The organism is Flavobacterium sp. 22659 (assembly GCF_052044235.1).
GTDB classification, from domain to species: domain Bacteria; phylum Bacteroidota; class Bacteroidia; order Flavobacteriales; family Flavobacteriaceae; genus Flavobacterium; species Flavobacterium johnsoniae.
Genome location: NZ_JBQEMU010000014.1, coordinates 35,018 through 49,911, shown reverse-complemented (window position 1 = coordinate 49,911; position 14,894 = coordinate 35,018). Strand labels below are relative to the sequence as shown.

Annotated in this window: 15 protein-coding genes; 2 read left to right on the top strand and 13 right to left on the bottom strand. The window is 33.4% G+C overall.

The genetic code is table 11. From position 1 onward, the window contains the following. Positions 1-2 precede the first annotated feature (2 nt). The 13 genes from ACTJIW_RS14745 to ACTJIW_RS14685 all read right to left on the bottom strand — a co-directional run bounded on the left by ACTJIW_RS14745 (position 3) and on the right by ACTJIW_RS14685 (position 12,856). The gene (locus ACTJIW_RS14745; protein ID WP_081432686.1) at positions 3-695 is read right to left on the bottom strand and encodes a LolA family protein; all 693 of its coding nucleotides are present in this window, start codon (positions 693-695) and stop codon (positions 3-5) included. A 7-nt stretch (positions 696-702) separates the two neighbouring features. Further along, positions 703-3,153, bottom strand: a complete 2,451-nt coding sequence (locus ACTJIW_RS14740) for a DNA translocase FtsK (RefSeq protein WP_012024180.1) — start codon at positions 3,151-3,153, stop codon at positions 703-705. A 15-nt stretch (positions 3,154-3,168) separates the two neighbouring features. Beyond that, positions 3,169-3,543 (bottom strand): diacylglycerol kinase, encoded by a 375-nt coding sequence (locus tag ACTJIW_RS14735; protein WP_012024181.1) that lies wholly within the window; start codon positions 3,541-3,543, stop codon positions 3,169-3,171. A gap of 13 nt (positions 3,544-3,556) precedes the next feature. After that, positions 3,557-4,054, bottom strand: coding sequence for a thiol peroxidase (tpx, locus tag ACTJIW_RS14730; protein ID WP_012024182.1), 498 nt, complete (start codon positions 4,052-4,054; stop codon positions 3,557-3,559). Positions 4,055-4,351: 297 nt separating this feature from the next. After that, complete coding sequence (locus ACTJIW_RS14725) at positions 4,352-4,609, bottom strand: DUF6952 family protein (RefSeq protein ID WP_008462029.1); 258 nt, start codon at positions 4,607-4,609, stop codon at positions 4,352-4,354. 66 nt (positions 4,610-4,675) lie between these two features. Continuing rightward, positions 4,676-4,984, bottom strand: a complete 309-nt coding sequence (locus ACTJIW_RS14720) for a thioredoxin family protein (protein ID WP_012024183.1) — start codon at positions 4,982-4,984, stop codon at positions 4,676-4,678. A gap of 240 nt (positions 4,985-5,224) precedes the next feature. Next, complete coding sequence (locus ACTJIW_RS14715) at positions 5,225-5,863, bottom strand: peroxiredoxin (RefSeq protein WP_012024184.1); 639 nt, start codon at positions 5,861-5,863, stop codon at positions 5,225-5,227. Positions 5,864-5,988: 125 nt separating this feature from the next. Then, positions 5,989-7,602: a glycoside hydrolase family 3 protein gene (locus ACTJIW_RS14710; protein ID WP_440714806.1), complete on the bottom strand. Its 1,614-nt coding sequence runs from the start codon at positions 7,600-7,602 to the stop codon at positions 5,989-5,991. 2 nt (positions 7,603-7,604) lie between these two features. Next, positions 7,605-8,054, bottom strand: a complete 450-nt coding sequence (locus tag ACTJIW_RS14705) for a GNAT family N-acetyltransferase (RefSeq protein WP_433815899.1) — start codon at positions 8,052-8,054, stop codon at positions 7,605-7,607. Positions 8,055-8,258: 204 nt separating this feature from the next. Further along, entirely contained in the window at positions 8,259-8,600 is a 342-nt protein-coding gene (locus ACTJIW_RS14700) for a hypothetical protein (RefSeq protein ID WP_121361952.1), read from the bottom strand. Between the two features lie 22 nt (positions 8,601-8,622). Next, entirely contained in the window at positions 8,623-9,894 is a 1,272-nt protein-coding gene (locus tag ACTJIW_RS14695; RefSeq protein ID WP_012024188.1) for an MFS transporter, read from the bottom strand. Further along, entirely contained in the window at positions 9,881-11,452 is a 1,572-nt protein-coding gene (locus tag ACTJIW_RS14690; RefSeq protein WP_012024189.1) for a glycoside hydrolase family 10 protein, read from the bottom strand. The genes ACTJIW_RS14695 and ACTJIW_RS14690 overlap by 14 nt, the downstream gene beginning before the upstream one ends. Positions 11,453-11,647: 195 nt before the next feature. Beyond that, positions 11,648-12,856 (bottom strand): anhydro-N-acetylmuramic acid kinase, encoded by a 1,209-nt coding sequence (locus ACTJIW_RS14685; RefSeq protein WP_440714807.1) that lies wholly within the window; start codon positions 12,854-12,856, stop codon positions 11,648-11,650. Between the two features lie 347 nt (positions 12,857-13,203). Here ACTJIW_RS14685 and ACTJIW_RS14680 point away from each other — a divergent pair, with 347 nt between their 5' ends. Together ACTJIW_RS14680 and ACTJIW_RS14675 are read left to right on the top strand one after the other, a co-directional pair. Next, complete coding sequence (locus ACTJIW_RS14680) at positions 13,204-13,761, top strand: LemA family protein (protein ID WP_149208190.1); 558 nt, start codon at positions 13,204-13,206, stop codon at positions 13,759-13,761. Beyond that, complete coding sequence (locus ACTJIW_RS14675) at positions 13,761-14,717, top strand: DUF3137 domain-containing protein (protein ID WP_440714808.1); 957 nt, start codon at positions 13,761-13,763, stop codon at positions 14,715-14,717. The genes ACTJIW_RS14680 and ACTJIW_RS14675 overlap by 1 nt, the downstream gene beginning before the upstream one ends. Positions 14,718-14,894: the final 177 nt, after the last annotated feature.

Below are 14,894 nucleotides of genomic sequence, written 5' to 3'. Positions count from 1 at the left end.
GATTAATCTAATTTATTGATGTAGTATTTCGGGTATTTACTCGCTACAAAGGTAAATTGATTTTTTGATAATGGCTGATTGGTTTTAAAAGAATTAACGGTTAAAGTTGTTTTTGTTCCGTTTTTTCCAGTTTCAATCAAATTATAGATGTGTTTTGTCTGAACGTCAATACCTAACAAAATTTCTTTTCTTTGGTCTTTTCCTGTAGTCGGCACTAATTTAATGTACTGGATTTTTCTTCCTTTCACATTTTGTACTATATCCATAGTGTATTTGTAACCAGAATTAAAGAACGTAAGCATTTTTGAAGGCGTAACAGCATTATCGTCTTTTTCGTTTACTTTAGAAACAGTAACTTCTTCGTCTTCAGGAACAATTGTATAGGTTTTTTGTCCGTCGAAAATTTTAGTAACGCCCATAAAATTCAATACATATTGATTTCCTTTCATAGTAACATTTCCTTTACTATCCTGATTGATGTTTTCTTTGGCGTTATTTAAAGAATATTTAAAGTCGATTACGATGTTATCGTAGCTTTTTATTTTTGTAGTTACTTCGTTCAATAAATCTTTAGCTTTTTTATCTTGAGCCTGAATAGAAGTGAAGCTCAAAAGCAAAATAACTGCTATTTGAAAACACTTTTTAGTCATGTTAAAGATAGAATTGTTGTTGATTTCCTGAATTTTTGTTCTCATGATTGGATTAATTTTGTTCATTATTAAAAAATTGATCAAGAGCACTTAAGTCTAAAATATTCACGCTTCTTGCTTTACTGCCTTCAAATGGTCCAACAATTCCTGCTGCTTCCAGCTGATCGATCAAACGACCGGCTCTGTTGTAACCTAATTTTAATTTTCTTTGCAATAATGAAGCAGAACCCTGTTGTGCATTGACAATAATCTCTGCAGCTTCTCTAAATAAGGTATCTCTTTCAGAAATATCCATATCAAGATTAATGCCAGTTTCTTCTCCAACAAACTCTGGAAGTAAATAAGCTGTGGCATACGCCTTTTGTGAACCAATAAAATCTGTAATTTTTTCAACTTCAGGCGTGTCAATAAAGGCACACTGCACACGAATTACATCATTTCCATTCGTGTATAATAAATCTCCTCGTCCAATTAACTGGTCAGCGCCCTGAGTATCTAAAATCGTTCTTGAGTCGATTTTTGAAGTTACTCTAAAGGCAATTCTGGCAGGGAAGTTGGCTTTGATTAAACCGGTAATAACGTTTACAGATGGTCTTTGTGTTGCAATAATTAAGTGAATACCAATAGCACGTGCCAGCTGAGCCAGACGGGCAATTGGAACTTCGACTTCTTTTCCAGCAGTCATAATTAAATCGGCGAACTCATCCACAACCAAAACAATGTAAGGTAAAAATCGGTGTCCGGCTTCGGGATTTAATTTTCTTGATTTGAATTTTTCGTTGTACTCTTTAATATTACGAACCATCGCATCTTTTAATAAAGAATAACGATTGTCCATCTCGGTACAAAGTGAATTCAAAGTGTTGACTACTTTTGCGTTATCAGTAATAATAGCATCTTCCGTGTCAGGAAGTTTGGCTAAATAATGTCTTTCAATTTTGTTGAAAAGTGTAAGCTCTACTTTTTTCGGATCGACTAAAACGAATTTTACTTCTGCCGGATGTTTTTTGTATAACAATGAAGTTAAAACAGCATTTAATCCCACAGATTTTCCTTGTCCTGTTGCTCCTGCCATCAATAAGTGAGGCATTTTAGCAAGATCGACAACAAAAGTTTCGTTTGAAATGGTTTTTCCTAAAGCAATTGGCAGTTCCATTTCGGCTTCTTGGAACTTTGCGGCTCCAATAACACTTTTCATAGAAACCATAGTTGGAGTCTTATTCGGAACCTCGATACCAATTGTTCCTTTTCCTGGAATTGGTGCAATAATACGAATTCCTAAAGCGGATAATGACAATGCAATATCATCTTCTAAACTCTTAATTTTAGAAATTCTGATTCCGGCTTCCGGCACAATTTCATATAAAGTGACCGATGGACCAACGGTTGCTTTAATCTGTGCAATTTCGATTTTGTAGTTACGAAGTGTATCTACAATTTTATTTTTGTTTTCTTCTAATTCTTCCTGATTAATTGTAATTCCTCCAGTCGAGTATTCTTTTAATAAATCGATGGTTGGAAATTTATAATTGGATAAATCCAAAGTTGGATCAAATAATCCAAAATCAGCAACCAAACGCGAAGCAAGATTTTCTTCTATAATATCTTCCTCTTCGGCTTTTTCAATTACAAATGCTTCATCAGGAGTAACTAATGGAAGTTCTTGTTTTGGCTGAATTGGCTTTAAAATCGGATTTAATTCAATTTCTGACGAATGATTGATTGTTGGTTTTAAAGCTTCTTTATTGATTTCGAATTTAGAATCATCAGTTTTTAAATGAATGTTATCCAATTCAGGATCTTCTTCAATTGCAAATTCTTCTAAGTTATAAGCGCTTTCGGGCTCCAGATCTTGTTGTTGCGGCTTTTTAATAGAATTGAGTTCTGATTTGAATTCTTTTTTAGTAGAATCAAAATAGGACTGAATTTTTTCTGGAGATACTTTTATTTTAAAGATTAAATAAACGATCAATCCAAAAAGCAGAGTTAATAAAGTTCCGGTTTTTCCAATGTAATCCTGAAGAAAAATATTCAGCTCATAACCAATAGTTCCTCCCAATTCTGGGGCCGAAGTGGCGAAAAATCCAAACAGAACTGAAACAACAATAATGGCAAATATATCCCAGAACCAGGTGTTTTTAAGTTTTTTGGTTGAAAGTTCCAATGCTAAAAACAAACCGGTTAAGAAAAATAAACGAACTAATATAAAAGAAGCCAGACCAAAGCCTCTGTAAACAATTAAATCAGCAAGATAAGCTCCAAATTTTCCAAGCCAGTTTTGTACTTCTTCGCTGCGATCTCCAAGGCTGTCAACAGCACTTTGATCAGTCTGCCATTGTCCATTAACATAAAATGAAATAAATGCTACTAACAATGCAATAGAAAAGAGTACCAAAAGGCATCCCAAAACAAATTTTTGCGGTTTGTTTAATTTCCAGGATCTAATGCCTGCAATTTTTGATTCGGTTTTTTTGTCTACAGTTTCTTTTTTACTTTTTGCCATTCTTACGTTCCTGTCCTATATAAATTTTGGAATATAAATAATTAAACCTATTGCAATTGCTGTCATTGCGGCAAAAAATACCGCTCCTGCAGCAATATCTTTAATAAATCCGATTCGTCTGCTGTAATCAGGATGGATAAAATCGGCGATTTTTTCAACTGCCGTATTTAATCCTTCAACGCTTAAAACTAAACCAATGGCTAAGGTTTGACATAGCCATTCGGTTTGAGAAATATGAAAATAGAACCCGGCAATAGTCATTATAATTCCCAATGAGAATTGCACCATAACGCTGTGTTCTGTTTTAATCAATTTTACAGCTCCTTTAAAAGCATAGGTAACGCTTTTTAAACGACCTGTAACAAAAGTATTATCTTTTTGAAACTCCATTTATTGGAAAATATTATAGTGCTGCTAAAGCTGCTTCGTAATTTGGTTCGTTTGCAATTTCTGCAACTTGTTCTGTATGTGTAATTGTTCCATCAGCATCAACAACAATAATAGCTCTTGAGTGTAAACCAGCCAATGGTCCGTCAACAATTTCTAATCCGTTTGCTTTACCAAAAGCACCAGTTTGAAAATCAGATAAATTAACTACATTTTCTAAACCTTCAGCACCACAAAAACGTTTTTGAGCGAAAGGTAAATCTCTTGAAATACATAAAACAGTAGTATTTTCTAATCCGCTTGCACTTGCATTGAAAGTTCTAACTGATGTTGCGCAAGTTCCTGTATCAACACTTGGGAAAATGTTTAAAACTAATTTTTTACCAGCGAAAGTACTTAAAGAAGCAACTGATAAATCATTTTGTACTAATTTGAAATCAGCTAATTTTGAACCAACTGCTGGTAATTCGCCTGATGTATGAACTGGATTTCCTCCTAATGTGATAGATGCCATGATTTTTGTTTAAAATTAATGAGGCTCAAAAGTAAGGATTAATATTTGAATCTAAAAGTATTTGTTATGCGTTTAAGGAGAGATTAAGATTGGCTTTTTGGCGACCTTGAATTTAAATATTTTAGATTTTAGAGGGTAGATTTTAGATTTGTTCAGCCTGAGAAAGATTGCCTAAAAATGGGAACTAAGACTGTGACTGAAAACTGTGACTGAATACTATAAAAAAAAGCGTCTCCTAAAATAGAAACGCTTTCTTCGTCATGTTTTTTTGTTTTTTCTTTGAAAAAAGAGGCCGATTTATTTATCGATTGAACCTAAAACACGTTTCATAAACGTATTTAAAGCTTCTTTTTTATCAGTTCCCTGAGCAACCAATTTTTGTACTTCAAGAGCACCATACATATTTGAAATCAATTCACCAATTACGTCTAATTCTTCATCTTTAAGAGAAGGAATTTCAGTCATCGCTTCAAGAACTTCAATCGTTTCAATGATATAATCCTGATCGTTTTCTTCGATGAATTGTGTTAAATGCTTAATTACTGGTAATTTCATAATTCTTTGTTTAAGCGTTAAATCGTTTTTTTGTTTAATCGATTAAACGAATAAACAAATAACCAATTAAACAATAGCGTTTACTAAGTCAATTAAAACTTCTTGTTTGTTAGTCTGCGTTTCGCCAACTAATTGTCCGTTTACGAAAGTTGCGAATGTTGGCAGGTTACTAACATTAGCTAATTTTCTAGATTCAGGAGAATTTTCTGCATCAACCAAAACAAAAGTGACAGCTTCATTTTCTGTTGCTAGTTTTTTGAATTTTGGTTTCATAATACGGCAATTTCCACACCATGAAGCTGAATATTGTACTACTACTTTTTCGTTTTTAGCAACTAAATCTGCTAATGTATCTTCGTTTAAGTCGATTAACATTTCTTTATTTTTTAAGGTTCAAAGTTGCAAAGGTTCAAAGGGACAAAGTTTTTGGAAACTTTATGTGTAAATTTTTTGCAAAACTAGGTTGTTTTGCATTTTGACCTTTGTATGTGTTTAATTAGAAAAGATTTTTAAAGTAACAAAAGTTCAGGGGTAAAGTCTTTGACTTTGTTTATATGCAGCAAAAAAGTCTTTGCCACTTTGTACCTCTGAACCTTTGTACCTTTATAAAAAAAATTAGTTTGCGCTTAAGTATTCAGCAGTACTGATTCTGTCTGCAGACATAGCTTCTTTACCAGCTTCCCAGTTTGCAGGACAAACTTCACCTTTAGTTTGGATGTGAGTGTAAGCATCAACCATTCTTAAGTATTCGTTTACGTTACGTCCTAATGGCATATCGTTTACACTTTCGTGGAAGATTTTTCCAGTTTCGTCAATAAGGTAAGTAGCTCTGTAAGTTACATTTGAACCTTCGATGATAACTGAATCTGTATCTTCGCTGTAGCTTGTAGATTCGATATCAAGAATACCTAAAATATTAGCTAAGTTACGGTTTGTATCAGCTAAGATTGGGTAAGTAACACCTTCGATTCCACCATTGTTTTTTGGAGTATTTAACCAAGCAAAGTGAACCTCGTTTGTGTCGCAAGAAGCACCAATTACGATAGTATTTCTTTTTTCAAATTCTGGTAATGCAGCTTGAAAGGCGTGTAATTCAGTTGGACATACAAAAGTAAAATCTTTTGGGTACCAAAATAAAAGTACTTTTTTATTGTTGTTTACTGCTTCTTCAAAAATGTTGATTTTTAAATTGTCACCCATTTCTGAGATAGCATCTACTGCAATACTTGGGAATTTTTTTCCTACTAAAGACATAATTTTCGTTTTACGTTAAATATTTATTTCTGGTGCAAAAGTAGGGTATAAGTACAGGTTCTTACAATAAGATGTGATTATAAAAATTTATAAGTTGATAAATTTTGATTATCATGTGTTTTAACTTATTGAATGTCAATATTTACGGGTAAAACACCGTTGAAAGTATTTTTTTCTAAAAATTGAATTCCTGCTGTTTTTTGAAATTCTTCGAAATCCTGATATACCTCAATTAGCCCTGAAGCTTTTTTCAGATTTGGAATTAAAGGTAATGCATACGGATTTCCAAAAACAAAAACGATGCATTTTTTAGTTTGCAATAATTCAGAAAGTAAATTCAAAACTTCGTTATCAATTTCGAAATTATTCAGCGGTTTTGCTTTAGGAACAAATAATGAAATTAAAATAGTTTCGAAATTTTCTAATCCCTTTTTGATTGCTGTAATATCTGAAACTTCTGGATTTTCAAAAGCAAATTCTGGAGAATCAAGTTTTGTATCCAGCGTTTTGAAAAAGGTATTTTCAGTATTTTTATATAAACTAAGTTTCGCAAGTTTATTGTTTTTCTGCGCTTCAAAAACTAGTTCAGCGCTTGAGTCATCTATAATTTTAGTAATTGTATTTTGAGCAATTTCTAAGTTTATTTTTGATGTTTTTTCAAAATCTAATTCACCCGAAGCCGCAGTATTTCCAGAAAGAATTCCTGCTTTTTCTTTGGCTTTCATAATTCGGTTATAGCTTTCGAAAATACGATCTGGTGAGGCATTTTTATAAATCGCTTCAATTCCTTCCGGCACATTTTCGGCGAAGCATAAAACATCATTTCCTGCATTAAAAGCTTCCCATTCTAATTGACCTTTGGTTTCATACAATTTAGAAACACTGTGCATGTTTAAAGCATCAGAAATTATCAAACCATCGTAACCTAATTTGTCACGCAAAAGATCTTGAATCACTGCTTTTGATAATGTTGCAGAAGTGTCTTTTCCGTCATTTAAACTAGGAACAGCCAAATGCCCAATCATTATAGAATCGACATTGTTTTCAATTCCTTTGATAAACGGATATAATTCGTTTTCCATCAACTCATCTAGAGTTTCTTTTAAAACCGGCAATCCTAAATGCGAATCAACGTTCGTATTTCCGTGTCCGGGAAAGTGTTTCAGACAGCCTAAAACGCCAACTTCTGACATTCCTTTTAAATATTCAATCGAAAAATCGGCTACTTTTTCTTTGTTTTCACCAAAAGAACGATAGCCAATAACGGGATTATTTGGATTGTTGTTGATATCTGCCAAAGGCGATAAATTATACTGAATTCCGGCTGCTTTTAAATCTAAACCAATTTGTTTTCCAGCTTCATAAACCAAATGAGATTTGTTTTCTGGCAAAGCGCCAAGCGTAATTGCGTACGGATATTGAGGTGTTTTTTCAATTCGCATTGCCAATCCCCATTCGGCATCAATACTAATTAAAAGCGGTGTAGAAGCTGCTTTTTGATAACGAACAATTAAAGCTTTGATTTTCTCGTAGCTGTCGTCATTAAAAACTACTTTTTTCTTGCTTTCATAATTGGTTGCAGCGCTCGCACGACTATGAAAAAAGGTCAATCCGCCAATATTGTATTCTTTAATAAGGCGTTCAGTTTCCTGAATATTTTCTTCGGTATCATTGATAAAAACGGCAGGGAAAAAGAATTGTCCTATTCTTTGTCGTAATGCTTCGGCTGTAATTTTCATTATTATAAAGTCTTTTTCATGCAGACACTATTATCCATTTCTTCATAAGGCGGATAATTTGGAATGATAGTATAATTTAATTTTTGATATAAGTTGATGGCTTCCGGCTGGTTTTTTCCGGTTTCCAAAATAGTATAAGTATAACCGACTTCTTTTGCCCAGATTTCGAGTTCTTTTAAAATGGCAGAAGCAATTCCTTTTTTTCGATAATCAGGATGCACATACATTCTTTTAATTTCAGTTTTGTCGCTTTCTTTTTCTCTAAAAGCACCACATCCAACAGGAACATCATTTTCGTAATAAACAATAGTATGTTTTATTTTGTCGGTTTTATTAAACTGATTGTAAAACGCATGATCGTCACCGTCTCTAATGGCTAAATCTTTATCTAATAAAGCAACCAGATTTATAAAATCGGGATCGTCTGAATTGGTTCGTTTTAAATTACTCATTTCGATTTTTTTACCATTAAGATATTAAGTTCATAAAGCTTGACTTAAATTACTCAATCCCTAAATGGTAAAAAGAAAATTAAGCTTAGTTTAAAATTTAGTTTCTTCGGTTTTACTTTTTTACCATTATAAAGTTCATAAAGCAGAGCTTAAATTACTTAATTTCTTAATGGTAAAAGAAAATTAAGCTTAATTTAAATTTACTTATTTCAGTTTTGCTTTCTTTTGTTTAGCTAATTGTTTTTTGGTTTCAATTGCTTTTTCCAATCGGTTTTTAAAACGGAAAAGTTTTGGTAAACCTTCCAATCGGTCTTCGATTGTAATTTCTTCATAAACCACAATGGCTTTTTCTAAAACGCGGATTTCATTTTCCAGATCGTTTTGGTTTTTGTAAATCGTAGCCAAACGATCGTAAGGATGATTTCCTTTAAAGCCTTCCGCGACATTTTCCTCATATAATTCAATAGCTTTTTCAAGATTTCCGGATTTTTCGAACTCAGCTCCTTTTAAGTTGCGTTCGGCCTGCAAATTTTCATTGATTTCCATATTGTAAGAGTTTGATTTGGGGTTAAACTTCTTCAGATTTTTTCCCAAAATCTTTCGGGAAAGTTAAAAAACGTGATAAAATAAGACCTGGAATTGTAGCTATAAGAACCCAGATAAAGAAGTTGTCATAGCCTAAATATTTTTGAATATAACCGCTCAGCATTCCCGGAAGCATCATTCCTAAAGCCATAAAACCGGTTGCCAGTGCATAATGCGCTGTTTTTGATTCTCCTTCGGCAACATGAATTAAATACATCATAAAAGCAGTAAATCCAAAACCATAACCAAATTGTTCTAAAATCACGACGGCATAAATGTAATAAATTGATGCGGGGTGAAAAAATGCTAATAAAATGAATCCAATAATAGGTAAATGCATTGTTAAAAACATTGGAAACATCCATTTCGTAAGACCATGTCTGGAAATAGCAATTCCGCCTAAAATACCGCCAATGGTTAAGGCTGCAACACCGCAGGTTCCATAAATAATTCCAACTGCTTCGGTATCTAAAGCCATTCCGCCCAATTTTTTTGGATCTAATAAAAATGGACTTAACATTTTAAGCAGCTGTGATTCTCCTAATCTGAAAACCAGAATAAAAGCCAGAATTAAACCAATTTGTTTTTTCTTAAAGAAGCTTATAAATATAGTTCCAAAACTTTGGTGATGGGTTTCTTTATTTTTTTCGACAGCGTTTATTTCATTTTTTGGAGTAAAAATGAAATTGTAAATCGTAATAAATGTCATTAACAAACCAACTGCAATCATAGTATACGACCATGCTTTAGTATTATCGCCGTATTTGTGTTCCAGATATCCTGCAAAAAGTACAATTAATCCGTTTCCGGCTAATAATGAAAGTCTGTAAAAAGTACTTCTGATTCCGAGGAAAAAAGACTGCTGATTTTCGGGTAAAACCAATAAATAAAATCCATCGCTGGCAATGTCATTAGAAGCCGAAGCAAAAGCAGCAACCCAGAAAATAGCCAGAGTCATTACGAAAAATCCATTTGTTGGAATCGTAAAACCAACTAATAAAAAGGCTATTGAAATAAGCAGCTGCATGGATAAAAACCATTTTCTTTTGGTTCCTGTTAATTCAATAAACGGACTCCAAAGCGGTTTGATAACCCACGGCAGATATAATAAACTGGTATAAACTCCAATATCTTCATTTGAGATTCCGAGATTTTTGTACATAATTACCGAAACGGAAATTATAACGGCATAAGGCAGTCCGGATGCGAAGTTAAGAAGCGGAATCCAAAACCAGGGTTTATTATCTGTTTTCATTAGGCTGAGCAGGTGAATATATTTTAAAATTCTTTTTTATGTCGGCAGCAGCGGGTGTGCTTTCGTTTGCAAAATAATCAATAAATGTTACAGCACAAGCTTTATACATGCTGATTTTTTCTGCAGGAATAGAAAATGAAATAACACCGTCTTTTTCAACAGCTCTAACTTTGTCGATTATTTTTGTCGCGTCGTTTGTATTGATTTTTGAAATATGCTCGCCTCCATAAATTACAATATAACGCACCTTTGTATTAAGCGGACTTTTAATGCTGAAAGTATATGTTGAATTATCTTTTGTAAATTCTGTAAAAACAGGATTGTCGATTATTATGCGTTTTAAATTTGGAACCGCAGCTGGAATCGAAGGATATTTATATTGATTATCTCCTAAAAGACGAACAACATCTAAATTTTTGCTCATAAACCATTTAGCGCTGAAATAAGCACTTCCGTTTACATTTTTAAAACTTCTGGCAAAATCAACCTGAGTTGGAATTTCGGTTGCAAAATACCAGCTTTTATCACCGTCGCCTCTAATTTTATAGGATGCATGACCAATATAAATGGCTGTGTTGTTTGCGTTTTCAGACCACCATTTTACTAATTTAGAGTAAGAAGCTCTAGGATTATTCATGCTCCAATATAATTGCGGCATAATGTAATCAATCCATTTTTGATCCATCCATAAAACAGGATCTGCATACAAATCATCGTAATTAGAAGTCGATTGTGTTTCAGAACCTTTTGGATCTTGCGATTTGTTCCTCCAAACTCCAAACGGACTAATTCCAAATTGAACCCAAGGCTTACTTGCTTTTATGGTTGTAGAAATGGTATGTACAAAGTTACTCACATTAGCACGACGCCAGTCTGCAAGACTTAAGCCAGAACCGTATTTTTTGTAAGACGCTGTGTCGTTAAAAACTTTTCCGGGAACAGCATAAGGATAAAAATAATCGTCAAAATGAATTGCGTCGATATCGTACTTATCAACTACTTCTTTTACTACTTTGGTTAAATGTGTCTGAACTTCAGGAAGGGCAGGGTCATAATAGTATTTTCCGCCATATTCTATCATCCATTCCGGATGTTTAAAAATATCGTGATTTGGGCTCAAAAGATTTTTATTTAAATCAAAAGTAGCACGATACGGATTCAGCCATGCATGAAATTCAAAGCCTCTATTGTGCGCTTCTTCAATCATCCACTCTAGTGCATCGTAATACGGATTTGGCGCAGTGCCTTCTTTTCCTGTTAAGAATCTTGACCAAGGCGCAAATTCTGAAGGATAAAATGCATCACCAACACTCCTGATCTGAACAATAACAGCGTTGTAATTTAGTTTTTTATAGGTATTTAAAATTTCAAGATAATCAGCCTTTTCCTTTTCGACATTATCAATTGCCGTTTTTGGCCAGTCAATATTTACTACAGTTGCAATCCAGACTCCTCTAAATTCATTTTTAGGATATATAATTTTTTCCTGTGAAAAGGCTTTCCCTCCAAAGAAAAATAAAAATATTATAGAGTATAGTAAGTACTGATTTTTATGCATTTCAAATGTTTATTTTAACAAGAACCAAAAATAGGTTTAATTTTTTTTCTGCCGCGAATTCACGAATTTTATTTTCTCAAACTATAAAAAAATAATTCGCAGTAATCCTTTTTTTACCAAACCCGATAGCCATTGGGATAAATGAATTATTTAGATTAATCTTTTACTCCTTATAATATGTGGTAAACTTATTCTTTAATCTGGAAAAGAAATTTTTCCCATTGTTACAGATGGAATTCCTTTTTGTGAACCAAAATTATAATTTCCGCCGGCAACGGTTTCATTAGCCAAAACGGCAAATAAAACGGCTTCTTTTGCATCACCTGAAATTCCCAGAACGTCGCTTTTTTCAAATTTACAAGACAATAATTCCTGTAACCATTTCACCAATAACGGATTTCGTGCGCCTCCGCCAGACATATAAACCGTAAACTCTTCTATTGGCGTTTTAGTATTTTGTACGACAAACAAAACTGCTTCAGCAATTGTTTCGGCACTAAGTCGTGTTAAAGTTGCCAGCAAATCTGGTGCCGAAATGTTTTCCAGACCTAATTTTACCAAAGCTGAGTTTACAAATTCGTGATTAAATAATTCCTGGCCAATTGTTTTTGGAAAGCTTTGCTTGAAAAAAGGATCACTTTTTAATTCGCTTAAAAGTTCTTGATTTACAGTTCCTTTTTTAGCGATTTCGGCATCTTTATCAAAACTTTTTTCAGGAAAAAACTGTTTGGTAAAAATGTCAATTAAAGTATTTGCTGTTCCGGTATCGGTTACAAAAACTTCCTCGGCGTTTTGTGAGGCAGGTAAATAAGTGAAATTTGCAATACCGCCCATGTTCAGCATGATTCGGTTTTCGCCTTTCTTGCTGAATAATAAATAATCGCCATAAACAGCTAAGGGCGCGCCTTCACCGCCCGCGGCAACGTGTTTCTGTCTAAAATCAGATAATGTGATAATTCCGGTTTTTACCGCAATATGATCACCATCCCCAATCTGCAAAGTTGCATTGGGAAATTTTTCCTGCTGATGTAAAAATTTTGGAGCATGCAGAACCGTTTGTCCGTGCGATGCAATTAAATCTACCTCACTTGAGGGAATATTCCATTTAGCAAGACAATCGTTAATCATTCCTGCATGAAGGTTTGCAATCCACTCGTTTAGCAAAACCAAATGCTGAAAATCGATTGTTTTCTGCGCAAATACCTTTCTTATTTCGGTTTTTATATCGTCGTTGTAATCAATGGTTTCAAATTGCTGGATTTTGACAACTGTGTTTCCGCCTTCACCAGAAACTTCGCAAAGAGCTACGTCGAGTCCGTCGAGAGAAGTTCCAGACATTAAACCTAGTATTTTTCTGGTCTCTTTTTGAGCAATTTCGTAAAGGACTTTTATATTTTTATTCATTTTCAAGTAATCTTAAAAAACACATTTAATTTGATAACGCTAAAATGGGATTATTTTGCATATAAATTTAGAAAAAAGAAATTTTATTGTTTTGAATTGGAAGAATTAACAAAAATCTCATCGAGATGAAATATTTATAGAGAAATTAATTCAGTCAAGAAGTATTTCATTGTCTTGAAATATTGATGTTTAAAAAGATTTCGCTCCGCTGGAGCTTCTCAGAAACGAATCAAAACAGCTATATATATTGTACTTCTCCGAAGCTTAAGCTATAATTAAAAAATTAACTAAAAACTTATATCTCTTATTTATATATTTGCTCATAACCAATTAAAAAAAATAAAACCATGTTTGTTATTATAGGACTTTTTGCTTTCCTTTTTATTATCGGAATTATAATCTACAATTCACTTATAGGAAAAAGAAATCAGGTTACCAATGCTTTCTCAGCGATTGATGTTATGCTGAAAAAACGTTTTGATTTGATTCCAAATCTTGTTGAAGTTGTAAAACAATATACAAATTACGAACAAAGTACTTTAACTAAAATTGTAGAACTTCGTGCAAAAGCGACTTCAGGAAATTTGACAGATGAAGAAAAAGCAAGTTTAGACACTCAGCTGAGCTCAGCTGTAAAAGGTTTAATGGTTACTGTAGAAAATTATCCAGATTTAAAAGCCAATACTAATTTCTTAAATCTGCAGACTACATGGACAGAAAGTGAAGAACAAATTGCAGCGGCGAGAAGAACTTACAACTCAGCCGTAACAGATTATAACAACGCTATTATGATGTTTCCTGGCAATATGTTTGCCGGAATGCTGGGCTACACTAAAATTGAGGTTTTAGCAACTCCAGAAGAAGAGCGTAAAAATATTAGTGCAAAAGAACTATTCAATAATTAATGGATTCAGAATTAAATTCGAAAGTCAATCTGCAGGAAATACTGAATACCTTAGAAGTTGATCGGAAAAAAATTTCCGAAACGTATAAAACCTGTTATATATTATTTGGCCTTGCAATAGTAATTTTAGTTATAGGGTTATTAATTCGATTTCCTGCTTTAGGGTTTATTGGTTTTTTAGTATCTGCGTTGATTGCTATTTTAATGCACTTTAGAATAGACGATGATGTTAAACAATACAAAGCAGACTATAAAACGAATGTTGTGGCATCGGCATTAAAAACGGTTAACGAAAGTTTTGTTTTTGCACCACTAAGCGGACTTCCTGAATATGAATTTGTAAGCTCGGAGCTTTTTACAACCGAACCGGATCGCTATAAAACGCAGGATTTAATAACCGGAACGACCGATAAAACTTCTTTTTGGTTTGCCGAAGTACACGCTGAATATAAAACCCAAACTCAAACCAAAAATGGAACGCGAACAGAATGGCATACTATTTTTGAGGGAATTATTTTTGCAGCCGACTTCAATAAAAACTTTAATGTTTCGACAGTTGTTCGTCCAAAAAGTTTTGGTGCTAGTCTTGGAGCGTGGTTTTCTAAAAATGTTTTCAGTTTTGGAAACACCGAAGTTGTACAATTAGAAAACGCCGAATTTGATAATAAGTTTGTAACCTATTCTAAAAACCAAATTGAAGCGCGATATATTTTAACGCCTGCCATGATGGAAAGGATTCTGGAGTTAAACAAAAAATGCGACGAAACAATTTCGATCTCGTTTATACATTCTAAAATGTATATTGCTTTTCCATTGTCTCAAAATTATTTTGAAGCGCCTATTCATTCGTCGCTTTTAGCGCCAGATTTGCTTACTGATGATCTTTCAATCGTTAAGTTTATGCACGATATTGTTCATGAACTGGATTTGAATACAAGGATTTGGGGGAAGGAGTAAAGTTTCTTTTTTTTATAAAATATTTTAAGACGTTTAATAGATTTTGATTTATTCAAGATTTATTAAGCGTTTTTTTTTCAAAGTAAGGTTTTCTGTAAGATACTCCGCTAGCGCGAGCGTCCCGCTCGTGCCCACAAAGAGCATCAATTACTAAAATAAAAACCTCAATCTTAAAAG